Here is a 24780-nt window from a genome sequence, read left to right as displayed (position 1 = left end):
ATTTCAATCATGGAGCAACTGTAGCCCTATGGCTACACATTGTCAATGCCATACGCGCCGTCCTGAGGTGCCCAACGATAAAGATAACGGGCGGCAAATGCGCAGCATTTGACGTCCCAGTTGATCGACCTGTTATGCGGTTTGCCGCTCTTCATGGTGGTTTGTTTTTCCTTGGTTGCAAGCTGCGCATAGCGTTTGGAGGTTCTCGATAACGGTTTCACCTCCTTTTGACCATGGCTTGATGTGGTCAACCTCAAGTACAACACCGGGAGTAACCGATGGAGATGCGCCACACGCACAGCAACGAAAGTGGTCGCGCTGGAGCACCTTGAAGCGAAGCCGCAAATCTGGACAGCGGGTGGTCCGACGCGAAACGATACCCGTTGTTTCAACTGCTGCTGGCGCGGCCATAGCTTCAGAATTGGCGTATGAAACAAACGCCTCTAAAGCCTGCCTCCACGAGCTAAAGCGGCGCTCATACGTGGCAACATGAAACAGGCATGCAGGCTTTTGAACCTCCGAATAGCTGGGTTGACGGCCAAGAGAAGCCCATAAGTCATAGATGGCCGAAAACAGTTTTTCATCTGGAATGTTCCGTTCCACTGTGACGTCTAATCCGGCCGCCTCCACCGCAGAATTCCATGAGCCAAAACGGCGAATAACTGTTGTAACGCCATACTTGCCGTGATCTTTATACGTGCGCTGCTTAACTTGCTGCTCCGAATGCTCGGAGGCAACGCGACGAAGGTCTGACAGCAAATCACTGTCTGAGATGTTTCGTCTATCGTGGCTCAGTTCAAATTGCATGGCCCTGCCTTTGCCGCATAACGTAAAGTAGACCCCAATAAAATACCTAAAATTTTATCAAGTCTGGTGGATAATTTATTAATAAAAAAATAATATTCATTAAAAACAATAAACAAGACTATTTTATCGCATCAATAAAATTATTAATAAATTGCCAAATACCCCACTTTTTCTTCTGGGCTAAGCGAGTAGCCATCAGAGCCAAGCTTTTTTACAAAACACGTTAATCCAGCCAAGGCAGGCGGCACGGGGGCGTTATGTGGCAGCTACCGCGTAAGACATTACATCATCCCCGCCGAAACGCGATATCTGCATAATAACCGCGCCTATTCTCCGTTTGGGCGGAAAAACCAAGGGCGGAAGAAAATAACAGCCGCATTATTCCCTCCCGCCCCCGATGGGCGTCGATCTGCCGTTAGCTGACGGCCTGCTTCAACTGCTCCAGAATCGCCGGATTATCCAGCGTGGAGATATCCGCGGTGATCTCCTCGCCCTTGGCCAGCGAGCGCAGCAGGCGGCGCAGGATCTTGCCGGAGCGGGTCTTGGGCAGGTTGTCGCCGAAGCGGATTTCGTCCGGCTTGGCGATCGGCCCGATTTCCTTGCCCACCCAGTCGCGCAGCTGGGCGGCGATCTGTTTCGCCTTCTCGCCTTCCGGACGCTGGCCCTTGAGCACCACATAGGCGACGATGGATTCGCCCTTGATGTCGTGCGGCTTGCCGACCACGGCGGCCTCGGCCACCAGCGGATTGGCGACCAGCGCGGATTCGATTTCCATCGTGCCTAATCTATGTCCAGACACGTTGAGCACGTCGTCGATGCGGCCCATGATCCAGAAATAGCCGTCGTCGTCCTTGTGTGCGGAATCGCCGGCGAGGTAATAGCTGCCACCGAGGTGCTCGGGGAAGTAGCCGCGCTTGAAGCGCTCCGCGTTGCCCCAGATGGTGCGCAAGAGCGACGGGAACGGACGCTTGATCACCAGAAGGCCGCCGCCGTGGTCGGTGACCTGGCTGCCGTCCTCGTTCACCACGTCGGCCATGATGCCGGGCAGCGGTAGAGTACACGAGCCGGGCTTGATCGCCACGGCGCCCGGCAGCGGCGCGATCATGTGCGAGCCGGTTTCGGTCTGCCACCAGGTGTCGACGATGGGGCAGCGGCTCTTGCCAATTTTTTCGTAATACCACATCCAGGCTTCGGGGTTGATGGGCTCGCCCACGGTGCCCAAGAGGCGCAGCGTGGAGAGGTCGTAGTTGTCGGGCAGGTCGCCGCCCAGCTTGATCAGCGAACGGATCGCGGTGGGCGCGGTATAGAACACGCTCACCTTGTGGCGCTCTATCATCTGCCAGAAGCGGCCGGCGTCGGGATAGGTCGGCACGCCTTCGAATATCACTTCGGTTGCGCCGAGCGCCAGCGGGCCGTAGGCGACGTAGGAGTGGCCGGTGATCCAGCCCACGTCGGCGGTGCACCAGAAAATGTCCGACGGCTTGTAGTCGAACACCCATTTAATACTCATGACCGCGCCCAGCAGGTAGCCGGCGGAGGAGTGCTGCACGCCCTTGGGCTTGCCCGTCGATCCTGAAGTGTACAGCACGAACAGCGGATGCTCGGCATCGACCCAGGTCGGCTCGCATTGGTCTGGCATGCCGGCCTCGGCGTCACTCCACCACACGTCGCGGCTGTTCCATTGCACTTCACCCGCCGTGCGCTTGAGCACGACGACATGCTGCACGCTTTCGCAGCCGCCCAGCGCAATCGCTTCGTCCACCGCGGGCTTGAGCGGCATCGCCTTGCCGCCGCGGAACTGGCCGTCGGAAGTGATCACCAGCTTGGCGCCGATGTCGGTGATGCGCTCGTGCAGGCTCTTGGAGGAAAACCCGCCGAATACCACGGAGTGGATCGCCGCGATGCGTGCGCAGGCCTGCATCGCCACCACGGCTTCCACGCTCATCGGCAGGTAGATGATGACGCGGTCGCCCTTGGTGACGCCGAATTTTTTCAGCGCGTTGGCGAAGCGGCATACGCGGCCATGCAGCTCGCGGTAGCTGACGTGGGTGACGCTGCCGTCGTCGGCTTCGAAGATGATCGCGGTCTTGTTGCCCTGGGTGGTGAGGTGGCGGTCCAGGCAGTTATAGGAGACGTTCAGTTCGCCGTCGTGGAACCAGCGGAAGAACGGCGGATCGGTTTCATCCAGCACCTGGGTGAACGGTTTGTGCCAGCTGATATTTTCATGCGCAAGCTTTGCCCAGAAACCGGTGTAATCGGCCTCGGCTTCTTTGCATAGCGCCTGGTATGCATCGATGCCGGAGACGATCGCATTGTTCCTGAATGACGCGCTCGGTTCGAACACGCGCGTTTCAGTCAGGACGGATTTCATCGAACTCATGGAACTTCACTCCTCAGGTTTATAAATCTCATCATAACGCTCTCACGCCGGATTTTCCCGGTCGCCGGCGCTTTTCGTCCAGGCCGGCGTCAGCTATTCGTTACCGGCTTGACGTGCCATATCTGCTCCGCGTACTCGCGGATGGTGCGATCGCTGGAAAATTTTCCCATGCCGGCCACATTGAGAATGGCCTGCCTGGTCCATTGTGCGGGGTCGCGGTAGAGCGCATCCACTTTTTCCTGGCAGGCGACGTAGGACGCATAGTCGGCCAGCAGCAGATAATGGTCGCCGCGCTGCAGCAAGGCATCGACGATGGCCTGATAGCGCTGCGGCTCGTCCGGCGAGAAATAACCCGAGGCGATCATGTCCAGGGTCAGTTTCAGTTCGGCGTTGCCGTGGTAATAATCCCACGGGTTGTACCCCTGGCGGTGCAGGTTGTCCACTTCATCCGCGGTGAGGCCGAAGATGAAGATGTTGTCGCGGCCGACTTCCTCCATGATCTCGATATTGGCACCGTCCAGCGTGCCTATCGTGAGCGCGCCGTTGAGCGCCAGTTTCATGTTGCCGGTGCCGGAAGCCTCGGTGCCGGCGGTGGAAATCTGCTCCGACAGGTCGGCGGCGGGCACGATTCTTTCGGCGTTGGAGACGTCGTAGTTGGGGATGAACACCAGTTTCAGGCGGTCGCCCACCTGCGGATCGTGGTTGATGATGTCGGCGACGTTGTTGATCAGGCGGATGATCAGCTTGGCCATCGCATAGCCGGGGGCGGCCTTGCCGGCAATGATCACGGTGCGCGGCACGATATCGGGATGCGTGCCCATGCGGATTCGGTTGTAGAGCGTAATCACATGCAGCATGTTGAGCAGCTGCCGCTTGTATTCGTGGATGCGCTTGATCTGGATGTCGAACAGCGAATCGGGATTGACCTGGACCTTGAGCGAGTGGTGGATCATGTCCGCCAGACGGATTTTGTTGGCGCGTTTGATCGCGGCGAATTCCTCGCGGAATGCGGCATCCTCGGCAAACTTGCGCAATTGGGCCAATTGGTCGAGGTCCGACACCCAGCCATGGCCGATGCGCGATCCGATCAGCCCGGCCAGCCCCGGATTGGCCTGATTCAGCCAGCGGCGCGGCGTCACGCCGTTGGTCATGTTGATGATCTTGCCCGGCGAGTAGCGTTCGAAATCGGCAAAAATCGTGCTTTTCATCAATTCGGTGTGCAGCTTGGCGACGCCATTCACGGTATGGCTGCCGATAATCGCCAGATGGGCCATGCGGATGCGCCGGCCGCTACTTTCATCGATGATCGACATGCGCCGCAGCAGTTCGGCGTCGCCGGGAAAGCGGTGCATGACGTCCTGCAGGAACTGGTGGTTGATCTGGTAGATGATTTCCAGATGCCGCGGCAGGATGTTTTCGAACAGGCTCACCGGCCAGGTTTCCAGCGCTTCCGGCATCAGCGTGTGGTTGGTGTAGGAGAACACGCGCGTGGTCAAATCCCAGGCGTAGTTCCAGCGCTGGTGGTGGATATCCACCAAGAGGCGCATCATCTCGGCGACGGCGATGGCAGGGTGGGTATCGTTGAGCTGAATCGCCACTTTGTCCGGCAGTTCGTCCCAGGTGCCGTGGTGCTTCTCGTAGCGGAACAGGATGTCCTGCAAGGATGCGCCGACGAAAAAATACTGCTGCTTGAGCCGCAGCTCGCGCCCCATTTCGGTGGAGTCGTCCGGGTACAGCACCTTGGACAGGTTCTCCGATTCGTTCTTGTTGGCGACCGCCTGGATGTAATTGCCCTGGTTGAAGTAGCGCAGGTCGAAATCGCGCGACGACTTGGCCGACCACAGCCGCATGTTGTTGACGGTGTGCCCGCCGTAGCCAGGCACCGGCGTGTCGTAAGCCATTGCCATCACGGTGTCGGTATCCACCCAGTGATGGTGCGTGGTGCCGTCATGGTGCTGGTAGGCGAGCACCTTGCCGTGAAACTGCACCGGGTACAGCACTTCAGGCCGGGAAAATTCCCAGGGGTTGCCGTAGCGCAGCCAGTTGTCCGGATGCTCCATCTGGCAGCCATCTTCGATGCGCTGGCGGAACATGCCGTATTCGTAGCGGATACCATAGCCGTAGCAGGGCAGGTTGAGCGTGGCCATCGAATCCAGGAAACACGCGGCAAGCCGCCCCAGCCCGCCATTGCCAAGCGCGGCGTCGAATTCGACCTCGGCAATCCTCTCGATATTTTGCCCGGCCTCGAACAGTGCAGCCTTGCATTCTTCGTAGATGTCGAGGTTGAGCATGGCGTTGCTGAAGGTGCGTCCTACCAGGAATTCCAGCGAGAGGTAGTAAATGCGTTTGGCATCCGTGCGGTAATAGCTTTGCATGCTTTCCATCCAGCGCTCCACCAGGCGGTCACGCACGGCCAGCGCCGCGCTCATGAACCAGTCGCGGTCGGTGGCAGTCATGGGGTACTTGCTGATGGAATAGGTCAGGTGCTGGTACAAGGCGGCGCGAATGGCTTCCTTATCCATGCCTGAACTCTGGTAATGCATCACTGAAGCGCGTCTTTCCTTCATGTATTCTTTCGTCAAATTTTAAAAAGCCGCACCCGTTTTGCGAGGCGGTTTCCACGCTTCGCAAACGCGGCGTCGAATTTCAATCGTTATTGAGGTCAATATCTCCGATTTTCGCATACCTGGCGTGTCCACAAGACTGCGAGGCTTGTCGAAAAGATGGCTCTTCGACAAGCCTCGCGCCGTGTATTCGCGCCGGGTTGGAGTCAAACCAGAGTCTGTAACTTACTGAAATATGACCTGATTTTTAGCGCTCATTGTCCGTGCAAGCAATGGCCTGTCAATAGGGTGCCATGATGATTACCATTTTCAGGATATCCATTATTTGACGAAAACGGCGGAAAAATCTATGGTGGTATCCGTCAATTGCGAAAGCATCAATCATGCCGGCCCCATCAGAAAATTCCTTTCAGCAATTGTTGCAGCATACCCGCAACTGCAGTCCGTTTGTCGCGCGCTTGCTGGATGCCGATGCGGAACTGCTGGAACCGCTGCTCGCGCATGTGCACGAACCGTGGGACGAGCCGGCCATGCGCAGTTTCCTCTCAAGCTTCGCCATCGCCGACGAGGCATCCCTCAAGCGCATACTGCGCCATCTGCGCAAACACGTCATGCTGCGGCTGATCGCGCGCGACCTGAACGGGCTGGCGGACCTGGCTGAAGTGGTTGAAACCTGTACCGCGCTGGCGGAAGTGGCGGTCGGTTTCGCTCTCGGGCAGTTGCATCATTGGCAGGCCGAACTGTACGGCCTGCCGGTCGACGAATATGGCGCTCCGCAAGCGCTGGTCGTGGTTGGCATGGGCAAGCTGGGCGGGAGGGAATTGAACGTCTCGTCGGATATCGACCTCATTTTCGCCTATGCCCAGGATGGCGCGACCGATGGCGCGCGCTCCATCAGCAACCATGAGTATTTCTCGAGATTAGGAAAAAGGCTGATTTCCGCCATCGGCGAAATCACTGCCGACGGGTTCGTGTTTCGCGTGGACATGCGGCTGCGGCCTTACGGCGATTCCGGGCCGCTGGTGGGCAGCTATGCCGCGCTGGAAGAGTACTATCAGACCCAGGGCCGCGAGTGGGAGCGCTACGCCTGGATCAAGGGCCGGGTCATCTATGGGCCGGGCGAGGAGCTCGAAGCGCTGCTCAAGCCCTTCGTGTTTCGCAAGTATCTGGACTACGGCGCGATTGCGTCGATGCGCGACCTGAAAGTGCAGATCGAGCGCGAAGTGGCGCGGCGCGACATGCACGACAATATCAAGCTGGGCCCCGGCGGCATCCGCGAGATCGAGTTTATCGCACAGGTATTCCAGTTGATCCGCGGCGGCAAGGACAGGGAGTTGCAAATCCGCCCGACCTTGCAAGTGCTGGAGCGGCTGGCACGCAAGGGACTGCTGTCGGCGGACACGGTGAACGAGCTATCCGAGGCTTACGTATTCCTGCGCAACCTCGAACACCGCCTGCAGTACTTGCAGGACGCGCAGACGCAAATGCTGCCGCCCGACGACGACAGCCGCGCACGCCTGGCTGCCGGCATGAACTTCCCGGATTGGGCCGGGCTGGAACAGGCGCTGATGCGCCATCGCGGCAATGTCGAGCGGTATTTCAGCCAGGTGTTCGAGGAAGCCGGCAACGGCGAAGGGCATAGCCTGGATGCCTTGTGGCTGGGGCAGCAGCCTGCTGCGGCGGCGCAGCAGCAACTGGACGCTTTGGGCTACCGGGAAGCCGCGGAGACCTTGCAGCGGTTAAAGCAGCTGCGCGTAAGCACGCGTTACCTGCAACTGCCTCAGCAAAGCCGGGAGCGTTTCGATACGCTGATGCCGCAGCTGATCCAGGCTGCCGGCCGCCAGTCAGCCCCCGACGTTGCGCTCGCCCGCGCGATGTCGCTGTTCGAGGCCATTTGCCGGCGCGCCAATTACCTGGCGTTGCTGGCTGAATATCCGTATGCGCTGGAGCTGGTCTGCCGGCTGTGCGGCGCCAGCCCCTGGCTGGCAGCCTATCTTACCCAGCACCCGATTCTGCTGGATGAGCTGCTCGATACGCGCAATCTGTATGCGCCGCCGGATTTTGCCGCGCTGGCCGCCGAGCTGGAAGCCACGCTGGCCGACTGCGGCGGCGATGTCGAGCGCAAGCTGGATGCCTTGCGTCATTTCAAGCATGCGCAGACCTTCCGCTTTGCTGCGCAGGATCTGGTCGGCGAATTGCCGCTGGAAACGCTGTCGGACTATCTCAGCGCATTGGCGGACCTGATGCTGGATGCGGTGATCCGCCATGCCTGGCCCGGGCTGCGCTCGCGCCACCGCGAGACGCCGCTGTTTGCGATCATCGGCTATGGCAAGCTGGGCGGCAAGGAGCTGGGCTATTCATCCGACCTCGACCTGGTGTTCCTCTACGACGATGAAGCGAACGATGCCGGTGCGGTGTATGCGCGCTTCGGCCAGCGCATCAACAACTGGCTCAACAGCCTGACCCCGGCCGGGCAGCTGTACGAAACCGATTTGCGGCTGCGGCCGGACGGCGCGAGCGGGTTGCTGGTGAGTTCGGTCGCGGCGTTTGCCGAATACCAGCGGGGCAAGGCCTGGACCTGGGAGCATCAGGCGCTTACCAGGGCACGCTTCTGCGCCGGCGATGCGGCGATCGGGCGGGCTTTCGATCAGATCCGCCAGCAGGTGCTGTCGCAGCCGCGCGATCTCGCCAAACTGCGCGAGGAGGTGATCGCGATGCGCCAGAAAATGCTGGATGGCCATCCCAACGATACCGAACTGTTCGACCTGAAACATGACTGCGGCGGCATCGTCGACGTCGAATTCATCGTGCAATTCCTGGTGCTGGCGCACGCCCGCAGCCACGCGGAACTGGCCGCCAACACCGGCAATATCGCCTTGCTCAAGCGGGCCGGTGCATTGAAACTGATTCCGGACTGGCTCGCCGCCGCGGTGGCGGATGCCTACCGGGCCTATCGCAAGGAACAGCACGCCTTGCGTCTGCAGGGGCTGGAGCGAGCGAGAGTACCGTCGGCAGCTTATGCCGGGCAGCGCGCGGCGGTCACCGCGTTATGGCAGGAAGTATTTCAACCCAGGGCTATGCCGAAAGCGGGCGCATCCTAGTGCGAACACGCCCTAGCTCAAACCCAGTTGCTTGAGCTTGCGGTACAGCGTGGTGCGGCTGATGCCCAGCTGGCGGGCGGCGGAGGAGACGTTGCCGGCGTGCGCCAGCAGCGTGCTGCGTATGGTGTCGGCTTCCAGCCGGTCCAAGGTGTCCGCATGCTCCATGCCCAGTTCGTCGAGAAAACTCTGCGGCAGATGCTCGCGCAGCATGGTCTGTTCGTCCCCCATCAGCGCCAGCGCGGTGCGCAGCACGGTATGCAGCTGGCGGATGTTGCCCGGCCAGCAATGCGCGCGGAACAGGGCCATGACCTCGTCGGCGATGCGGATGGCGCCGGCCTGCTCGCGTTCCAGCAGTTTTTCCACCAGCGGCTTGAGGTCGCTGCGCTCGCGCAGCGGCGGCAGCGTGACCGCGAGGCCGTTGAGCCGGTAGTAGAGGTCGCTGCGGAATTCGCCGCGCGCGACCAGTTCGCGCAGTTTGCGGTTGGTGGCGCTGACGATGGCGATGTCGATAGTCCGTGCGGCACCGCCGCCCAGCGGGGTGACGCGGCGCTCCTGCAATACCCGCAATAGCCGCGCCTGCAGGCTGAGCGGCATGTCGCCGATCTCGTCCAGGAACAGCGTGCCGCCGTCGGCCTGCACCAGCTTGCCGGGGCTGCCCTTGCGGCGCGCGCCGGTGAAAGCCCCTTCTTCATAGCCAAACAATTCCGACTCGATCAGGCCTTCCGGCATCGCCGCGCAGTTGATGGCGACGAACTCGGCACGGCTGCGGCGGCTTGCGCGATGGATGGCCTGCGCGAACAGCTCCTTGCCGACGCCGGTTTCGCCTTCGATGAGGATGGGGATGTCGCGGTCGATGACGCGCCTGAGCTGGTCTATGGTGCGCGCCAGGCGAGTATCGCCGTGATTGAGCGATTCCAGCGCGCTGGCCGGACGGGGTTCGGCCACTGCCGCGATGCGGCGCTGGTCCGGTTCCATCTGCAGTCGGGCATAGACGCGGGCGCCGTTTTCCAGATGCAGCGGGAACGGCGGGCTGATGCCGTGCTGCAGGCGGCCATAAAGCTTGGCGAACGGCATGTGGAACAGGTCGTCGAAAGTGCGCCGTTCCAGCTGTACATGTTCCAGGCCGAGCTGGAAGCGTCCGCTGCGGTTGAGCGCGAGTAACAGGCCGTCGTGCGAGAACACCGCGATGCCTTGCCACAGCGTACCGACGAATTCCTGCCGCGCATGGAAGTGCAGCGTGATACCGCCGCTGTGGGTGGCGCCGAACAGGCGGTTTTCTATCATCTGCGCCGACATCCGCACCAGCGCCAGCGTGTGCTTCTGGCGCAGCCGGTAATCATTGGAAACATCCAGCGCGCCGACCAGCATGCCTTGCGGATCGAGGATGGGCGCGGCGGCGCAGCTCAGCAGATGGTGATGCTCGACGAAATGCTCGGTCGCATGCACCGCCACCGGCGCGCGTTCCAGCAGTGCGGTGCCGATGGCGTTGGTGCCGCGCCAGTTCTCCCCCCACGAGGTGCCTTCGCGCAGCGATACGCGGGTTGCGGTATCGAGAAAGTCGTCGTCGCCCAGCGCATGCAGGATCATGCCGTCGGCATCGGTGAGGATGATCATGCTGCACGAGCGCGAAATCTGCTCGTGCAGCGTTTCCATTTCCGGCCGCGCGTGCGACAGCAGCAGACCGTTCTGGTCGCGCAGCGAACGCAGTTCCGCCCCACCCAGGCGCGCATCTTCCACCGAACGCGCCGCATCCAGGCCGTAACCGACGCAGCGTTTCCAGGAGCGTTCGATAGTGGCCTCGACGATGCCTGCGGGGATGTCGCCGCGCGTCAGCAGTTGCGAGCGGGCTTGCAGGATTTCACTGGAATCGTCGAGCGGATTGAGACGCATGGCTATGTTCATAAGCAGATAACGGTGTCACAAAATGTAACACCTGTTGCATAACTGCACAATTGACGCACGGCAAGAAACTTGCCGAATCATCGGCCCCATGGACCGTCGAAAATTTTTTAAACATAGCTGTGAAGCGGTTTTCGGCAGGGATGAGCTTGCTTGCGATGGAAGTTTCAAGTTGCCTGGCACAGGGGTTGCGATATGGGGATCACGGACTCCGGAATACCGGAAGGATGACAACCATTACGTTTGAGGAGATGAATGATGATTTATGCAAACCCGGGACAGCCTGGCGCAAAGATTAGTTTCAAATCGCGTTACGACAATTTCATCGGCGGAAAATGGGTCGCTCCGGTCGATGGGGAATATTTCGACGTCATCACCCCGGTCACCGGCCAGGTGTTCTGCCAGGTGGCGCGCAGTCAGGCGCCGGATATAGAACTGGCGCTGGATGCCGCGCACAGGGTGCGTGAATCCTGGGCCAATACTTCGGTTGGCGAGCGTTCGCGTTTGCTGCTGCGCATCGCCGACCGCATGGAAGAAAACCTGGAAAAGCTGGCCATCGCCGAAACCTGGGACAACGGCAAGCCGATCCGCGAAACGCTGAATGCGGACATCCCGCTGGCGATCGACCACTTCCGCTACTTCGCCGGCTGCATCCGCGCGCAGGAAGGCAGCGTCGGCGAGATCGACCATAACACCGTCGCCTATCATTTCCATGAGCCGCTGGGCGTGATCGGCCAGATCATCCCGTGGAATTTCCCGCTGCTGATGGCCTCCTGGAAGCTGGCGCCGGCGCTGGCGGCCGGCAACTGCGTGGTGCTCAAGCCGGCGCAGCAGACGCCGGTTTCCATCATGGTGCTGGCCGAGATCATCCAGGACCTGCTGCCGGCCGGCGTGCTCAATATCGTCAACGGCTTCGGCCACGACGCCGGCAAGGCGCTGGCGACCAGCCCGCGTATTGCCAAGATCGCTTTCACCGGCGGCACCACCACCGGCCGGCTGATCATGCAGTACGCCTCCGAGAACATTATCCCGGTAACCTTGGAACTGGGCGGCAAATCGCCCAACATCTTCTTCGCCGACGTCGCCGCCAAGGACGACGAATTCCTGGACAAGGCGGTGGAAGGGTTGGTGATGTTTGCCTTCAACCAGGGCGAAGTGTGCACCTGCCCGTCGCGCGCGCTGGTGCAGGAGTCGATCTACGAAAAAATGATCGAACGCGCCATCAAGCGCATTAATGCGATGAAGCAGGGCAACCCGCTGGATACCGAAACCCAGGTCGGCGCGCAGGCGTCAACCGACCAGATGGACAAGATCCTGTCCTATATCGAAATCGGCAAAAAGGAAGGCGCGCAGTGTCTCGTCGGCGGCGAGCGCGGGCAGGTCGCGGGCGAGTTCGGCGGCGGCTATTACATCAAGCCGACGATCTTCAAGGGCACCAACGACATGCGCATTTTCCAGGAAGAAATCTTCGGGCCGGTGCTGTCGCTCACCACCTTCAAGGACGAAGCCGAAGCCTTGCGCATCGCCAACGACGTGGAATTCGGCTTGGGCTCCGGCGTGTGGACGCGCGACATCAACACCGCCTATCGCATGGGTCGCGGCATCCAGGCCGGCCGCGTGTGGACCAACTGCTACCACGCCTACCCGGCGCACGCCGCGTTTGGCGGCTACAAAAAATCAGGCATCGGTCGCGAGACGCACAAGATGATGCTCGACCATTACCAGCAGACCAAAAATCTGCTGGTGAGCTACAGCACCAATCCGCTCGGTCTGTTCTGACCTGAGTAAACGAGGCAAGAGTTTCATCTCCGTTCGCCGCCCTCAATGTCCTCCAACTCCCGGGGGCGGCTTTTTTTTTTCGACGATTTAACTCATGCCGATCAGCGGCGCGCCAACTTCTCGTAGAGGCGGGTGATGCGATCCATATGGCCGAGGATGGATTCGCTGGCATCGGCAACCACCATACGGTAGGAATAAGCGCCTTCCAGCGCCAGCGCTGCCTGAAACCAGTCCCATTGCAACCTTACTGAGTTAAGCTCTTCGGTAATGTCGACGGTATTTTCCGGGGCATCGACGAGCTTGGCTAATGCCGCCGAGAATTCATTGCGCGCAGCCTCGATTTCTTCGTTCACCAGAATGGTTTCAAACCCCCAGGCATGCAGCATGTAGAACTTGGCTATGCGCTGGGACAGCATGCGTTGCCGGCCCGAAAGATTGACCAGGTATCCAATGGAGGTCTCGGATGTCGTCTCCAGATACCGCGTCAGATTCTCCGCCGCTTCCAGCAAGCGTTCTCCACGCACCAGCAGCACTTCCGCGCCGGCCCGCGTGACCGGGCCCGAAGCTACCACCTTGAAAGGCTCCCACTGCCGGTTCAGGCTGGCTATCAGTTCGCGGCTGTATTGATCGGGCACCAGCGTCTGCAAATCGCTCAGGTTGCGTTCGTAAGCTCCGATCGATTCGGCCAACTGTGTCGCGGAAGCTTCCGGCATCACCTCCAGGCCGACCTGGCAGTAAGCCTTGACGATGCGCTGCGACAGCATGCGCTGATAGCCGGCCTTGTTGACTGCGGCGGCCAATGCCGCCTCGTCCGCCCGCGCGCTTCCCGCGCCGCATAGCAAGCCCAGGAACACCAGCGGCCACAATAGTTTGCAGAATCCGTTCATTGGTCCGGCCCTCCCTCTGTCTCTTCAGGTCGCTGCAAGTATGTTTGAGCCGTTTTCAGAAAACGGGCATGCCGGTCAATTGCAGCGCTTTGACCAGCTGTCCGGTCGCATTTTCCAGCTGTTCGATAGCGCCCTTGTAATCGCCGGTTTCCGCCATGCTTTCGGCTTTCAGCCGCAATTGACGGCCGGCTTCGACCAGTTGGTCGAACCTGGCGCGGTTGCTCCCTTCGGCCTTGCCTTCCTGAACCATCATCTCTACCAGCATTTCGTGGCTGCGATTGCGCTTCTGCTCATAGGCGTATTCATCCGCCGGCGTGTCGAATTTGAGATCGAGCACGACGGTTTCCCCGGCACGCAGCTCGCTCAACATGGTCACGGCCAGCCGATAGGCTTGCGCAAGTTTGCGATTGGCCTCGCCATGCCGCTCGGCAGCGGTATCGCCAGCGGCTTCCGCCAGTAACCTGTCCAGCCCCTGCAGCCGGGCGTCTCCGGTTTTCCCCTGTTTTTTCAAGGTTTCGCCGATGGCTGTCCGGTACCCGCGCACCTGTTGCTCCAGGTCGGCGTTCTGCTTCTGCTGCCACTGGTTGTCCAGCAATGGCGCGCTCTTCGCTGCGGCAGACACCGCCGTCGCCGTGCGCAGGGATTCATCCACGGCTTTGGCGGCGGCACCGATATCGCCGCCGGCTAGCCAGCTTCGTGCCTGGTCGCGCAACTTGACGGCATTGGCGACACGGTTTCTGGCTTCATCGCCGCCGCTAGCCTGCAGTTGCCTGATCCTTTCCGAATTGAGCAGGCTTTCAAGCAGCAGCAGCTTCTGCTTGACCAGTATCCCGGCCTGCGCCGGCTCGCCCGCCAAAGCGTTGCCATATAGCGAAGCCGCCAACGGCAAGAGTCCCAGCCAGCGCCATGCGGCGATGCCGCTGCGGAATGGTCTATTTTTCATCGCAACGAGAGCCTGCACTGGTGAGAAAGTATGGGGGCGTCGACGTATTCTGGCGCATCTGGCATCCTTCATCGGAGCATGAGCGATTGCCTATTTAACCACATCCAGATGAGGCTGCAAGCGTGAGTGGATCGAGGAGAAGGTCTCGATCCGTTTGCGAGCGGCCGGAATGCGGCGCCTGTCGGCACGCGGCTCGGCGTTGCCGGCGAAATTTACGCTCTGGAAACTTCGGCAAACTCCAGCGCGTTGTCGTCCGGGTCGCGGCAGAACAGCGCGCGGCGGCCGGATTTGCTGAGAGAGTAGGGGATGCCGGCGGCTTCCAGCCGGGCGACCAGCTCGTCGATATTATCTATCGCCAGCGCGGTATGGCGGTCGCGCCCGCCGTGGGCCGGGCGTTGCAGGCCGGTTTCCGGATTGGGCACCTGCATCAGGTGGATCATCTGGTCAGGCCCGACGTCGTACCAGATGCCGTCGAAGCTCATGTTGGGGCGGGCGGGGTTTTCCTGCAGTCCCAGTATCCCGCCGTAAAAAGCGCGTGACCGAACGAGATCGGCGGCAATGACGGTGGCGTGCAGCAGGCTGAGTATGCGCATTGGTTCGCTCCGGTAAAACTGCCGATCAGGCGGCGGGATCTACTTTTTCTTTTTTTCCATGAAGTCATGCATGAGGGGCGCGAGGATGATTTCCATCGCGTGGCTCATCTTGCCGCCGGGAACCACCAGGGTATTGGCGCGCGACATGAAGGAGTTGGGGATCATCTGCAGCATGTAGGGGAAGTCCACGCCCCTGGGGTTGCGGAAGCGCACCACGACGAAGCTTTCATCCGGGGTCGGGATATCGCGCGCCACGAAGGGGTTGGAGGTGTCCACGGTGGCGACGCGCTGGAAGTTGATGTGGGTGCGCGAAAATTGCGGCACGATGAATTTGATGTAGTCCGGCATGCGGCGCATGATGGTATCTACCGTCGCCTCCGCCGAATAGCCGCGCTCGATCTTGTCGCGGTGGATTTTCTGTATCCACTCCAGGTTGACCACAGGCACCACGCCTATGCCCAAGTCCACATATTTGGCCATGTCGTAGGTGCCGTCGGTGGCAAGGCCGTGCAGGCCCTCGTACAGCAGCAGGTCGGACCTCGATTCGATATCTTCCCACGGCGTAAAGGTGCCGGGCTTGAGGTTGTTCAGCCCGAAATGCGCGTTCTGCTCGGCAGCTTCGGCCTCGCTGTGCACGTAGAATCGGCGCTGGCACATCCCGGTTTCGCCGTAGACCTTGAAAGTTTCCTCGAGCTTGTCGAAATGGTTGGCCTCCGGACCGAAATGGCTGAAGGTGTTGTTGCCGGCTTTGGCTGCTTCGTCGGCGGCAACGCGGAAGGCGGCACGGTCCAGACTGTGCAGGCTATCCCCCTCTATCAGTGCCGCGGTGATTTTTTCGCGGCGGAAAATATTTTCGAAAGCACGTTTGACCGTGGTGGTGCCTGCGCCGGAGGATCCGGTCACTGCGATAACGGGATGCTTGCTGGACATAAACGAGACCTATTGAAGGGTGGTAACTGTGTATTTTTCATATTCTAGCAGAAGCATGCCCCTTAACGCCGCGCGGGGGTTAATTCGGGTTCAAGGTCTTGATGCGGAATTATTTATCCTTGCGCTAATGCGCAAGGCCTGCACCGAATGGCTCCTCAGCTTGCAATCATCACATTATCTATCGCCCGGGGCTTCTCCAACCTGGACGACGATGCCTTTGTGCACGGTCTCGATATATATCAGCAAGGTATAGGCGAAAGCCGTCATGCCTATCATCTCCAGCGATTCCTCGCCGGTGGACATCAGTCCGTACAGCAAATCCTTTTGGGCGCCATGCAGCTGGAAATACCAGCCGCCCAGCATTTCAAAACCGAGCGCGCCGGTAACATAGGCAATGAACGAAAAAATCAGCAGGCGGTGCGGCCTGGGCTGCATTTCCAGCACAAAACGTCGGTCTCCTGATTTTTGCCGGGAATGGTGCGCTGATAAAATTTAAGGATGCTGATCATATCGGATCACCAAACCTGCGAATCAATTTAAAGGGCCGTCAGACGGCGAGGACGGAAATGTCGGCCTGCATATCAGCCGAAGGGGCGGGGTTTATGTAAACGATGGCGGCGGTGGCCGTGGGCGCTGCGTTGCCGCCCGGGTGCGGGTGAAAAGACACGGGCCAAATGTTACGAGGTAACGGTTCTACGGATAAGCTCAATCAGAACGCTGACATGAGTGGGTTCCCATGCTTGAGCTATGCGTCATGTATGCCCCTTTAACAAATAGTTTTCTATCAAATCAAGCGATGAGATAAACCCCTTTATGGATTTATTCTCCGATATGACCAGGTGATGGATTCTGTTCTGGACCATTATTTTAGCTGCGTCGCTTACAGATGTTTCCGGGCTTATGGCGATAGGCTTATATGTACATATTTCCCATGCCCGCACTAATTTTGGATTCTTTTTCGCTGTATGGAAGTGGACTAAATCTGGCGAGCTGATTATTCCGAAACAATCGCCCCTCTCAGAATCGATGACCGGCACGGAAGATAATTCATGTGAATTTAGAATATCCTCCACTTTATCAATCGTATCTTGCATATCTACTGAGATCACGTGCTTCTGCATTATGGCGGTTATCTGCGTTTCCATAATTACCTATCCTCTTGTTAGTACATAACACCTGAATTAAGAGGGCGCTTTGGCGCGTCCCGCTTGACTGAGGGGGTGGGCTTGGATTTACCGAGCACGTTTGATGATGAACCCATTTTCAATTTTTTCAAAACCGATCTTGGGGTAATACTCCATTGCCTCGGGGGCCGATAATAGAACAAGCGCGACATCTTCCCCGATGGCAGAGCGAACACGGGCAATAAGTTCCTGTCCGATACCGTGCTTTTGGAAAGACTTGTCTACTGCGAGATCGGATAAATAGCAACAATAACTGAAGTCGGTCAATGCTCGACACACCCCAACGAGCTTGCCATCATCCCAAGCGGAGACAATCAGGTTGGCACTGGCAAACATGCGCTCGATCCGCGCAAGATCGGTGGGACGGCGAATGCCGGAGGCATCAAAAACCGCAGCAACATCAGCAGCCTTGAGAGGGGAGTTGAGGCGGTATTCAATAGCTGCCATGGAAGCCTAAGTTCAAGGTAGGGGCTGGCTGCAGGCCAGTTAGGCATGCCGGGGTCCAAACATGATAATGGCCATACCTAATAGGCACACCAAAACCCCTACCCAATCGGTGACCGTGGGTTTTACGGAGTCTACGACCCAAAGCCACATGATAGCCATCCCGATATAAACACCGCCATATGCAGCATAGACGCGTCCGGCCGCACTGGGGTGAAGCGACAATAACCATGCGAACAATGCAAGACTAAAGGCTGCCGGGATAAGAAGCAAAGCAGAGCCGCCTTGTTTGAGCCAGAGATATGGGAGATAACAGCCGACAATCTCAGCCAATGCAGTGAGTACGAAGAGCCCGAATGTTTTGATTATTTCCATAAAGGGATAAAGCTCGACGTCCGCATTAAGGGGCGCTCCGCCTGAATAGCGGGTTACATGATATTTAGCAGGTCAGCCATGCGTCAAGACTAGCAGGTAGCAATATAAATAGCCACACGTTCATCCAACTTGAGCATCGTGTCATAGTGCGGTTTGCACCAGGTGTAAGTGCCTTGAAAAAACTCTTACGCCCAAGACCAGCATCTTTTGTGCCATGCCACGGACGCGGGCCACATCACGCACGGCGGTTAAGGTACTTGAAGAAACTGCCTATCTGTTACGTACACCTGCCAACGCTAAACGCCTTCTCTCTGCTGCTGCGCAATTGAGCACCGGTAAAGGTGTTGAGCGGAAGCTGACCAAGCGAAGCTGATTTTCGCAGACGAGGCATGGGAAGACTACCTCTACTGGCAAAAGCAAGATAAGCGCATGGTCTGACCTGCACCCCGCCTGCCATACCACTGTAAAGTTCGTGAAGTCCGTCAATTTTTGGAGAATGACGGACATGAAGAGAACACGATTTACCGAAGAACAGATCATCGGCTTTCTGAAGCAGGCCGAAGCGGGGATGCCGATCAAGGAACTCTGCCGCCAGGGCGGGTTCAGCGAGGCCACCTTCTACAAGTGGCGTGCCAGGTATGGCGGTATGCAGGCATCCGAGGCCAAGCGGCTGCGTGACCTGGAGGTGGAGAACAACCGGCTCAAGAAATTGTTGGCCGACCATAAAACTTGGCCGAAGCCCGGAAGTTCAAAAACCCACAGGCCGGAAAGAGAGCGCTTATCGGCCAGTCCCTCTCGAATGCCCCGTTAGGGTTGTTTGCCAAGAAATGTCAATTTTTCTATGGCTTGATACACAGTCTCGCAGATAAAGATTTATAAGGCTCTGATACGGGACACCCTTTTCGTCAGCCATTTGTTTGAAATAGCCAATAACGTCTTCGCTCAACCGCATCGTGACAGACTTTTTGAGCTTGGCCGCATAAGGATTTTTGCGGGATTTCATTTTTGATAGATCGTATTCAATTTTCATGGTCTGATTCCTTGATAATAGTTACTCTGATAATAGTTACTCTCGTTTTTCGTGGCTTTCCTTGCCGAGATGATCCGAATAATGTTGCCTCGGTCGCGTTCGCAATGACAGATAATCAGAAGGCGAGCTTCATCACTGAAGCCAAGCATCAGAAACCTGTCTTCCGACACGGAATTATCTTCATCAAAGAATTGCACGGCGAACTCGTCGTAGAAGACTGATTGCGCCTCCTCAAACGAAATGCCGTGCTTCTTCTTGTTTGAGGCCGCCTTAGCTGTATCCCACTCGAATTTAATCATGAATACATTGTATGTACGCTTAGTAAATTGTCAAGAAGCCCTAACGGTTGACATAAGGGGCGCGCTTTAGCGCGCCCCGCTTGATGGATGGATTTCTCAAGATGCGGGCGAAGCGCACTGAAAACTGGGAAACAGGATTCGATTTCTGCGTCGGTGTTTGCAGTGAAAATTTCGATAGTCATTGATTGTCCGGAATGGTAACGCCTAACGTTGGAGTTATGCGTTTTTCTTCACAATTACTGGTGCTCCCCAGTCTTTTTCAAGCGTCTTTCTCATACTGGCCAAATCGGCACTACCAATGCGCCTTGATAGTTGGATTTCAATTTCAGAAAAAGCATTCAAGGCAGCACTAACGTTGGCTTTCCCTTGAGTTGTTAAAACAACAATTTTTGCGCTTGAATTGGTTGGGTCAATCTTGGTTTCTACCAGTTTTACTCTTTCTAGCTCTTTAACACTTTTCTGTGCGGCCTGCCTTGAGACACCAAGTCGTCGAGCCAACTCCGAAATACGAATGCCGTCGCTATCCAAGTAAGCCATCACCATTGACAGTGAGCGACTAAGGTCCGGCCAACCTTGTTCTTTCAATGAGGCCAACAAGCCCGCATCGAACCAATTAAAGGCATCTAGCAGCAATCGCCCCATCGGGGTAGTTCCGTGCTTTTTCATGCGGCAAAGTGTAAACCAGGTTGACGCTTCGAGCAAGGAACCATACACTGTCAACCTCATTGACACTTGGTCATTGACATAACATAAGGAGACAGAGATGAAGTGGATTCTTCCCCTGGGCATGGGCTACGTGGTCACGAATGTCGTAGCGACAACACTTGCAGTCGCTATCCTGCAACCCTTCGTGTCACCGATGTTCGGGTTGTACATTCGAACTGACGCAGACGGTCTGGCCTTTGCGCCGCTGCTCGTAGGCTATTTGGTAATCACCATCGCTTTAGTCTGGCTGATGCCGCGTGTGAAAAGCGGACGATCAGGCTGGTTACATGGTGCTGTGGTCGGCCTCGTACTGGGTACGGCGGTGTTCTTGGGCGATCATTTGGTCACGGCTGGTTGGTCGAAACTTCCAGCCTTGCCAATGCTGCTATCGGGTCTCGTCGATGCGCTTGCGGTCATGACCGGTGGGATCGTGGTTGCAGTAGTGCAGCAGCGACAAATTCGAAAATGAATTGCTCGTGTTTAAGGCAAGGCATGACGGATAGCTTTGGGGCATAACGTTCAAAGCCAGGGGCGCGGCGCGGCTTTATCGCGCAGCGTCCCCTGCACCGCAGGGTTGGGCACCTCGTCAGTCGTGACCAGCTTCGGCATGCAACTTCAGCCCAAGTGCCCCGATGACTTTAAGGATGGTGTCGAATCCAGGGCTACGATCACCGGAGAGCGCTTTGTAAAGACTTTCGCGAGACAATCCGGCATCGCGCGCGACCTGTGACATACCCTTGGCGCGAGCAATATCGCCAAGTGCTTTGGCAATAAATGCAGCATCTCCGTCGGCTTCTTCAAGGCAGGCTTCAAGATAAGCGGCCATTTCCTCTGGGGTTCTGAGGTGTTCGGCAACGTCATAGCGAGTGGTAACGGTCTTAGTCATGGTTGCTCCTCCGAAAGATTACGTGCGAGGCGCAATGCAGCCTTGATGTCCTTGGCTTGGGTAGTCTTGTCTCCACCAGCCAGCAGAATAATCAGCTCTCGCCCTCGCTTCTTGAAATATACCCGGTAACCGGGACCGTAGTTGATTCGCAATTCCGAGACACCTTTGCCAACCGGTTCGACATCTCCGGGGTTTCCAGCGGCAAGTCGTTCGATCCTTGCTTGGACGCGCGCTCTCGCCTAGAGGTCGCGCAAGTCGTCGAGCCACTGAGCGAAGAGGACGGTTTTGCGAATTTCAATCATGGAGCAACTGTAGCCCTATGGCTACACATTGTCAATGCCATACGCGCCGTCCTGAGGTGCCCAACGTCGAAAGTAAGGGGCGCGGCGCTTTAGCGCAGCGTCCCGCTTGACTGCGGGGTTAGGCATGAGAACGCAAAGGGAAATTGGCGGGACTGCGGATAGATTCAACCGATAAATCAACGTCGATCAGAGGCCAATAGAGATGATCGGGGGTTGGCCACTCGATGTTGGAGATTTCTTCAATCGTGGCTTTTTTGAACCAAGGGAATTCAGCGTAAGGAACAAAAAGCTCCTCATCGCCCACCAGTAGCCAGAAGCCCTTGTTTGAAGCCAAAGAAACTTCAATTTCCGAAGTGGATGTGCCAAGCATTGCGAATCTCCTCGTAATGATGTTGAACCAAGGACAATGCCTCACTGACTTGCTCTTTCGAGAGCCCTTGGTTCATGGCAAGCTCAATCTGGGGTTCCAGCCAGAATTTTGCCTCTCCATCTGTATGGGACACATGGATATGCATGCGCGGTTCTTCGCGAGAGAAGAAAAAGAAGCGAAAAGCGCCTTGGCGGAAAACGGTCGGTGCCATAGTTAAATCATAGCAGTTTTGACCATTTGACAGTGATGCCTAACGTTTGACATCAGGGGCGCCGCTAGGCGTCCCCCTTGACCGCCATGTTATGCATAGTTTTTAACGACCAAGGCGACAACAGAAATAATGATCGCAAGCACGGACAAACCGAGAGAAATCCAACCACGGATTTCATTTGGGCGAGATTGGCGACGCTTGAACTCCATCTCGGAAAGGATGTATTTCCCTGTGTCCGGTTTCCAGCCTGCCATGTATTCAGCAAGTTCGTCGTCTGACTTTTCCTTCAGCTGTTTGGAGAGTGAGTTCATGACCATAGATGAGATATCCGAAATAAAGGAAAGGTGGCTATGAGTTGTTGGTGAAAACTTGAAGCACTTTCAGGCAGACCCGCAAGACCTTAGCGACAAAGGCAGGTTGATGGCAATTGACATTCCTCGATTGCTGGATGCTGCCATGCATAACGTTTGACATAAGGGGCGGTGCGCTTCAGCGCAGCGTCCCGCTTGATGGATGGGTTAGCCACCAAATTTACCTGATAACAAAGCATTTATCACTTCTATAGCTAAAGCCCCATATAAACCACCAATTAGACCTTTGAGCCATTTCGGCAATGCCGACTCTTTTAATTTATAGAGTCCATGGTTCATGTTTATGAAGGTCAGAGAGAATCCGGCTGCAAAAAGTAACCAACCTAAAGTAGAGTCAAAGTAGTACAGCCAGCCGCTACCGATATGTTTGAGTTTCCAGGCACTGGCTGCGAATACTGCAGCACACAAACCAAGGTTACGTACATTATCAAAAATGCTTTTGACGGCAGCGTCGTTGCGAGCGATTTTGTCGAGAAATACGAATGGCATAATTTGGCTAACGGTTAAGGTGAGGGGCGCGAGCGGCGTCGCCGCGAAGCGTCCCTCTCGACTGATGGGTTAGCTTTCTGAATCACCATAAACCTTCTCCAGAAGTTCTTTCTTTGTTACCAGCACGGTGTTTTGTTCATCAACGACGTGGTCGAAATTAATGCTCATAACGCTTGGAGTGTATTGCCATGGCTTATCGAAGTCGTCGTCGTTCTCGGGGCGAATGAATGCGCATTCCGGCGCTGGCCAGCCATTGACGATGCGTAGAGCGGAAATGACGTTATTAAGTGACATGTAAGCGAGTTGCAACGAAAGGATGTCTCGTTCAGGTGACCAGTTCACTGAAGTGCGGTGCGCGCGAATGCTTCTATTCTTCTTGTTACTCCCGATGGACTCAATTTTGAAAAATGACGTACCAAAATCGGACTTGCCCATTAGGTGCATTTCGCCATCCGGCGGCGGGACACCATAAGACGGCTCTTTGCCAATCGCCAATGAGAAGCCACCGCGCTTTACGCGAAAGCCGTGTTTAAGAGAATTGTACTCATCTATGTAATTGGCGTTTTGGAAGTCCTGGGCAAGATAGCTCCAGACTTTAGAAAAGCAGGCAACCGTACGCTTCTGTTTGTCGCTTCCCGGTAGATAGGTCGCAAAGATCGCTTCTGCTACCAAAGGCCAACTGGCTGACGAAATATTGAGTTTAGTGAATATGTTTGGATCGCTGCGGCTAACTCGCTGGACAAACTCCCTCAGGTCGGATGTCGAGCACTTGGCAATCCAAGCATATGGACAATCTGGTGCTTGTACGTAGGCGCCAAGAAGAGAGAATAAGGTCTCCAAGGCATGATGAAGAGTTGTTCTGAGTGCGACCGACGCTCGCTGTTCATCTTCAGTAGCGAGGTGCGCGTTTAGGCAGTACTCGAAATATCCGGCATCCAGCCCACGAAGAAACTCATCGTTTCGTTTGGGAAGATCGAAGCCCCACAAGCAATAGGGCTCATCATTTACAAGAAAGATCAAGTTCTGCATTGCAGCGTCAGTAGAAAGCTAACGTGAAAGTAAGGGGCGCGCCGTAGGCGCGTCCTGCTTGACTGTAGGGTTGGGCATTATTCGAACAAGTTGGAAAGGTGTGCAAATGCCATGAATAGAAAAACCCCTGGGACGACAAACAATGCATAGAAAACTATAAGCCAGTTTGTTGGCATTGTTACTGTACTTATTGCGATTCCATAGATATTCGCAAACGTACTGAACAAAACAATCTCAACAACTCCGATTGCAAGGCCACAGACTGTGAGAACAAGAGCCTTGCCAAAATCATTAAGTTTTACGGGCTCAGATTTTCCTTGTGGCTCCTCAGTCGCGGCATCGGTAGCTTTCGCGACTGGCTGTTTTTCCTTGCTACTCTTTGTGCGCGTCATTTGCGCAAATTGCGGTATTAGCCCGATAAATGCCGCACATGCCGCAGCCAGTGCAATCCAGTCCGATGTATTCATATCAATGCCCAACGTTTGAATTCACCGGACCTGCGCGGCTTCTCGCGCAGGTCCGGTGGAACGATGGGTTAGCCAGCTTATACTACGCATTGACTGGATACCGACTTGAGATCGCAATCCGATTCCAAGTATTGATCACGACACCGAGCCACTCGACTGCTGCAATCTCTTCATTTGATAGCACGGCAGCGGCTTCACTGTATATAGATTCAGGAATTTGCCCCTTGGCAATTAATGTTACCGCTTCACCAAGCGCAAGGGCTGCGCGTTCTTTCTCAGTGAAATACTGCGTTTCCCGCCATGCTGGTAAAACGCTGATGCGGTCGCTGGATTCGCCGCAAGCCAGCGCATCACGAGTGTGGAGCCTGACGCAGAATGCACACTGATTCAACTGAGATGCCCGAAGTCTCAACAAATGTGTGAAGCCTTCAGCGATTCCAGCAGATGCGGCGTATTCGCTTGCTAGGCGATCAAGGACGGCAACAGTTTGATATAGATCTGGTGCGGTCTTGCCTAGGTTAACTCGATTTTCCATTGCTTAAAAACTCCTCAAGTGTTGAGTCTAGGCTAACGTAAAGTAGACCCCAATAAAAAACTTGGGTCTTAGGAAGCAAAGCACCGATTAAGGTGTGATAACTTCCTAATATGGTTAGTAAAAACAGGTATTACCGACGTTCTAAAATCAGCGAGGCTAAATTCAGACAGCTTGTAAGGTGTTTTGCCCTGGATTTCACG

General features: G+C 56.6%; 26 protein-coding genes and 3 pseudogenes. 5 read left to right on the top strand and 24 right to left on the bottom strand.

Annotation, left to right across the window (positions count from 1 at the left end):
• Positions 1–132 precede the first annotated feature (132 nt).
• From VGK14_RS09165 to VGK14_RS09155, 3 genes are all read right to left on the bottom strand, one after another.
• Complete coding sequence (locus VGK14_RS09165) at positions 133–807, bottom strand: homing endonuclease associated repeat-containing protein (RefSeq protein ID WP_331508742.1); 675 nt, start codon at positions 805–807, stop codon at positions 133–135.
• Positions 808–1222: 415 nt separating this feature from the next.
• Positions 1223–3187, bottom strand: coding sequence for an acetate--CoA ligase (gene acs / locus VGK14_RS09160; protein WP_331508741.1), 1965 nt, complete (start codon positions 3185–3187; stop codon positions 1223–1225).
• Between the two features lie 89 nt (positions 3188–3276).
• Positions 3277–5754 (bottom strand): glycogen/starch/alpha-glucan phosphorylase, encoded by a 2478-nt coding sequence (locus VGK14_RS09155; RefSeq protein WP_331508740.1) that lies wholly within the window; start codon positions 5752–5754, stop codon positions 3277–3279.
• 380 nt (positions 5755–6134) lie between these two features.
• On the opposite strand from VGK14_RS09155, the gene glnE reads away from it, so the two are divergent.
• Positions 6135–8852 (top strand): bifunctional [glutamate--ammonia ligase]-adenylyl-L-tyrosine phosphorylase/[glutamate--ammonia-ligase] adenylyltransferase, encoded by a 2718-nt coding sequence (glnE, locus tag VGK14_RS09150; RefSeq protein ID WP_331508739.1) that lies wholly within the window; start codon positions 6135–6137, stop codon positions 8850–8852.
• A gap of 12 nt (positions 8853–8864) precedes the next feature.
• On the opposite strand, the gene VGK14_RS09145 is transcribed toward glnE, so the two are convergent.
• Positions 8865–10742, bottom strand: coding sequence for a sigma-54-dependent Fis family transcriptional regulator (locus VGK14_RS09145; protein WP_331508737.1), 1878 nt, complete (start codon positions 10740–10742; stop codon positions 8865–8867).
• Between the two features lie 267 nt (positions 10743–11009).
• Between VGK14_RS09145 and VGK14_RS09140 the strand changes: the two genes are divergently transcribed.
• A complete protein-coding gene (locus VGK14_RS09140) occupies positions 11010–12530 on the top strand; it encodes an aldehyde dehydrogenase family protein (protein ID WP_331508743.1) in 1521 nt (506 codons plus the stop codon).
• Positions 12531–12631: 101 nt separating this feature from the next.
• On the opposite strand, the gene VGK14_RS09135 is transcribed toward VGK14_RS09140, so the two are convergent.
• The 8 genes from VGK14_RS09135 to VGK14_RS09100 form a co-directional block, all read right to left on the bottom strand.
• Positions 12632–13417, bottom strand: coding sequence for a type IV pili methyl-accepting chemotaxis transducer N-terminal domain-containing protein (locus tag VGK14_RS09135; protein WP_331508736.1), 786 nt, complete (start codon positions 13415–13417; stop codon positions 12632–12634).
• Positions 13418–13472: 55 nt separating this feature from the next.
• On the bottom strand, positions 13473–14360 hold the full coding sequence (locus tag VGK14_RS09130) for a hypothetical protein (protein ID WP_331508735.1): 888 nt from the start codon (positions 14358–14360) through the stop codon (positions 13473–13475).
• 212 nt (positions 14361–14572) lie between these two features.
• Complete coding sequence (locus VGK14_RS09125; RefSeq protein WP_331508734.1) at positions 14573–14953, bottom strand: VOC family protein; 381 nt, start codon at positions 14951–14953, stop codon at positions 14573–14575.
• Positions 14954–14992: 39 nt separating this feature from the next.
• The gene (locus tag VGK14_RS09120) at positions 14993–15883 is read right to left on the bottom strand and encodes a phosphoribulokinase (protein WP_331508733.1); all 891 of its coding nucleotides are present in this window, start codon (positions 15881–15883) and stop codon (positions 14993–14995) included.
• 174 nt (positions 15884–16057) lie between these two features.
• Entirely contained in the window at positions 16058–16327 is a 270-nt protein-coding gene (locus VGK14_RS09115; RefSeq protein ID WP_331508732.1) for a hypothetical protein, read from the bottom strand.
• A gap of 308 nt (positions 16328–16635) precedes the next feature.
• The gene (locus VGK14_RS09110) at positions 16636–17028 is read right to left on the bottom strand and encodes a CBS domain-containing protein (RefSeq protein ID WP_331508731.1); all 393 of its coding nucleotides are present in this window, start codon (positions 17026–17028) and stop codon (positions 16636–16638) included.
• Positions 17029–17115: 87 nt separating this feature from the next.
• Positions 17116–17514, bottom strand: a complete 399-nt coding sequence (locus VGK14_RS09105; RefSeq protein ID WP_331508730.1) for a GNAT family N-acetyltransferase — start codon at positions 17512–17514, stop codon at positions 17116–17118.
• A 39-nt stretch (positions 17515–17553) separates the two neighbouring features.
• On the bottom strand, positions 17554–17886 hold the full coding sequence (locus tag VGK14_RS09100) for a YnfA family protein (protein ID WP_331508728.1): 333 nt from the start codon (positions 17884–17886) through the stop codon (positions 17554–17556).
• Between the two features lie 505 nt (positions 17887–18391).
• Between VGK14_RS09100 and VGK14_RS09095 the strand changes: the two are divergent.
• Positions 18392–18607: pseudogene (locus tag VGK14_RS09095) on the top strand (transposase); the annotation flags it as partial.
• 57 nt (positions 18608–18664) lie between these two features.
• Here VGK14_RS09095 and VGK14_RS09090 read toward each other — a convergent pair.
• The 3 genes from VGK14_RS09090 to VGK14_RS09080 form a co-directional block, all read right to left on the bottom strand.
• On the bottom strand, positions 18665–18916 hold the full coding sequence (locus VGK14_RS09090; protein ID WP_331508727.1) for a CopG family antitoxin: 252 nt from the start codon (positions 18914–18916) through the stop codon (positions 18665–18667).
• Positions 18913–19215 carry a BrnT family toxin gene (locus tag VGK14_RS09085; RefSeq protein WP_331508725.1) on the bottom strand — a complete coding sequence of 101 codons (303 nt, stop codon included), beginning with the start codon at positions 19213–19215 and terminating at the stop codon, positions 18913–18915. The genes VGK14_RS09090 and VGK14_RS09085 overlap by 4 nt, the downstream gene beginning before the upstream one ends.
• A 216-nt stretch (positions 19216–19431) precedes the next feature.
• Positions 19432–19881, bottom strand: coding sequence for a MarR family winged helix-turn-helix transcriptional regulator (locus tag VGK14_RS09080; protein ID WP_331508724.1), 450 nt, complete (start codon positions 19879–19881; stop codon positions 19432–19434).
• Between the two features lie 97 nt (positions 19882–19978).
• Between VGK14_RS09080 and VGK14_RS09075 the strand changes: the two genes are divergently transcribed.
• Positions 19979–20389 carry a hypothetical protein gene (locus VGK14_RS09075; protein WP_331508723.1) on the top strand — a complete coding sequence of 137 codons (411 nt, stop codon included), beginning with the start codon at positions 19979–19981 and terminating at the stop codon, positions 20387–20389.
• Positions 20390–20506: 117 nt separating this feature from the next.
• Here VGK14_RS09075 and VGK14_RS09070 read toward each other — a convergent pair whose 3' ends face one another.
• From VGK14_RS09070 to VGK14_RS09030, 9 genes and pseudogenes are all read right to left on the bottom strand, one after another.
• Positions 20507–20806, bottom strand: coding sequence for an addiction module antidote protein (locus VGK14_RS09070; protein WP_331508722.1), 300 nt, complete (start codon positions 20804–20806; stop codon positions 20507–20509).
• Positions 20803–21033 (bottom strand): annotated as a pseudogene (locus tag VGK14_RS09065) (type II toxin-antitoxin system RelE/ParE family toxin); the annotation flags it as partial. The pseudogene VGK14_RS09065 and the gene VGK14_RS09070, both read right to left, overlap by 4 nt.
• A 193-nt stretch (positions 21034–21226) precedes the next feature.
• Complete coding sequence (locus tag VGK14_RS09060; protein WP_331508720.1) at positions 21227–21478, bottom strand: DUF2442 domain-containing protein; 252 nt, start codon at positions 21476–21478, stop codon at positions 21227–21229.
• A complete protein-coding gene (locus VGK14_RS09055) occupies positions 21450–21689 on the bottom strand; it encodes a DUF4160 domain-containing protein (RefSeq protein WP_331508719.1) in 240 nt (79 codons plus the stop codon). Before VGK14_RS09055 ends, VGK14_RS09060 begins: the two co-directional genes overlap by 29 nt.
• An 89-nt stretch (positions 21690–21778) precedes the next feature.
• The gene (locus tag VGK14_RS09050; RefSeq protein ID WP_331508718.1) at positions 21779–22000 is read right to left on the bottom strand and encodes a hypothetical protein; all 222 of its coding nucleotides are present in this window, start codon (positions 21998–22000) and stop codon (positions 21779–21781) included.
• 207 nt (positions 22001–22207) lie between these two features.
• Complete coding sequence (locus VGK14_RS09045; protein ID WP_331508717.1) at positions 22208–22549, bottom strand: hypothetical protein; 342 nt, start codon at positions 22547–22549, stop codon at positions 22208–22210.
• A 69-nt stretch (positions 22550–22618) separates the two neighbouring features.
• Entirely contained in the window at positions 22619–23578 is a 960-nt protein-coding gene (locus tag VGK14_RS09040; RefSeq protein WP_331508716.1) for a hypothetical protein, read from the bottom strand.
• Between the two features lie 77 nt (positions 23579–23655).
• Entirely contained in the window at positions 23656–24045 is a 390-nt protein-coding gene (locus tag VGK14_RS09035; protein ID WP_331508714.1) for a hypothetical protein, read from the bottom strand.
• Positions 24046–24127: 82 nt separating this feature from the next.
• Positions 24128–24580: a carboxymuconolactone decarboxylase family protein gene (locus VGK14_RS09030; protein WP_331508713.1), complete on the bottom strand. Its 453-nt coding sequence runs from the start codon at positions 24578–24580 to the stop codon at positions 24128–24130.
• A 110-nt stretch (positions 24581–24690) separates the two neighbouring features.
• Here VGK14_RS09030 and VGK14_RS09025 point away from each other — a divergent pair.
• A pseudogene (locus VGK14_RS09025) lies at positions 24691–24780 on the top strand (IS1595 family transposase); the annotation flags it as partial.

The sequence above is a fragment of the Novimethylophilus sp. genome, from assembly GCF_036504375.1.
GTDB lineage: Bacteria > Pseudomonadota > Gammaproteobacteria > Burkholderiales > Methylophilaceae > Novimethylophilus.
This window is presented reverse-complemented; position numbering and strand designations above follow the sequence as displayed.

Excerpts from the sequence above, each read along its gene's own strand:
- VGK14_RS09060 (WP_331508720.1), bottom strand. The coding sequence starts at position 21,478 with ATGCTTGGCACATCCACTTCGGAAATTGAAGTTTCTTTGGCTTCAAAC.
- acs (WP_331508741.1), bottom strand. The coding sequence starts at position 3,187 with ATGAGTTCGATGAAATCCGTCCTGACTGAAACGCGCGTGTTCGAACCG.
- VGK14_RS09130 (WP_331508735.1), bottom strand. The coding sequence starts at position 14,360 with ATGAAAAATAGACCATTCCGCAGCGGCATCGCCGCATGGCGCTGGCTG.
- VGK14_RS09100 (WP_331508728.1), bottom strand. The coding sequence starts at position 17,886 with ATGGAAATAATCAAAACATTCGGGCTCTTCGTACTCACTGCATTGGCT.
- VGK14_RS09140 (WP_331508743.1), top strand. The coding sequence starts at position 11,010 with ATGATTTATGCAAACCCGGGACAGCCTGGCGCAAAGATTAGTTTCAAA.
- VGK14_RS09035 (WP_331508714.1), bottom strand. The coding sequence starts at position 24,045 with ATGAATACATCGGACTGGATTGCACTGGCTGCGGCATGTGCGGCATTT.
- VGK14_RS09045 (WP_331508717.1), bottom strand. The coding sequence starts at position 22,549 with ATGCCATTCGTATTTCTCGACAAAATCGCTCGCAACGACGCTGCCGTC.
- VGK14_RS09075 (WP_331508723.1), top strand. The coding sequence starts at position 19,979 with ATGAAGTGGATTCTTCCCCTGGGCATGGGCTACGTGGTCACGAATGTC.
- glnE (WP_331508739.1), top strand. The coding sequence starts at position 6,135 with ATGCCGGCCCCATCAGAAAATTCCTTTCAGCAATTGTTGCAGCATACC.
- VGK14_RS09085 (WP_331508725.1), bottom strand. The coding sequence starts at position 19,215 with ATGATTAAATTCGAGTGGGATACAGCTAAGGCGGCCTCAAACAAGAAG.
- VGK14_RS09135 (WP_331508736.1), bottom strand. The coding sequence starts at position 13,417 with ATGAACGGATTCTGCAAACTATTGTGGCCGCTGGTGTTCCTGGGCTTG.
- VGK14_RS09055 (WP_331508719.1), bottom strand. The coding sequence starts at position 21,689 with ATGGCACCGACCGTTTTCCGCCAAGGCGCTTTTCGCTTCTTTTTCTTC.
- VGK14_RS09145 (WP_331508737.1), bottom strand. The coding sequence starts at position 10,742 with ATGCGTCTCAATCCGCTCGACGATTCCAGTGAAATCCTGCAAGCCCGC.
- VGK14_RS09120 (WP_331508733.1), bottom strand. The coding sequence starts at position 15,883 with ATGTCCAGCAAGCATCCCGTTATCGCAGTGACCGGATCCTCCGGCGCA.
- VGK14_RS09050 (WP_331508718.1), bottom strand. The coding sequence starts at position 22,000 with ATGAACTCACTCTCCAAACAGCTGAAGGAAAAGTCAGACGACGAACTT.
- VGK14_RS09080 (WP_331508724.1), bottom strand. The coding sequence starts at position 19,881 with ATGAAAAAGCACGGAACTACCCCGATGGGGCGATTGCTGCTAGATGCC.
- VGK14_RS09070 (WP_331508722.1), bottom strand. The coding sequence starts at position 20,806 with ATGACTAAGACCGTTACCACTCGCTATGACGTTGCCGAACACCTCAGA.
- VGK14_RS09155 (WP_331508740.1), bottom strand. The coding sequence starts at position 5,754 with ATGAAGGAAAGACGCGCTTCAGTGATGCATTACCAGAGTTCAGGCATG.
- VGK14_RS09110 (WP_331508731.1), bottom strand. The coding sequence starts at position 17,028 with ATGGAAACGCAGATAACCGCCATAATGCAGAAGCACGTGATCTCAGTA.
- VGK14_RS09090 (WP_331508727.1), bottom strand. The coding sequence starts at position 18,916 with ATGAAAATTGAATACGATCTATCAAAAATGAAATCCCGCAAAAATCCT.
- VGK14_RS09165 (WP_331508742.1), bottom strand. The coding sequence starts at position 807 with ATGCAATTTGAACTGAGCCACGATAGACGAAACATCTCAGACAGTGAT.
- VGK14_RS09105 (WP_331508730.1), bottom strand. The coding sequence starts at position 17,514 with ATGGCAGCTATTGAATACCGCCTCAACTCCCCTCTCAAGGCTGCTGAT.
- VGK14_RS09040 (WP_331508716.1), bottom strand. The coding sequence starts at position 23,578 with ATGCAGAACTTGATCTTTCTTGTAAATGATGAGCCCTATTGCTTGTGG.
- VGK14_RS09030 (WP_331508713.1), bottom strand. The coding sequence starts at position 24,580 with ATGGAAAATCGAGTTAACCTAGGCAAGACCGCACCAGATCTATATCAA.
- VGK14_RS09125 (WP_331508734.1), bottom strand. The coding sequence starts at position 14,953 with ATGCGCATACTCAGCCTGCTGCACGCCACCGTCATTGCCGCCGATCTC.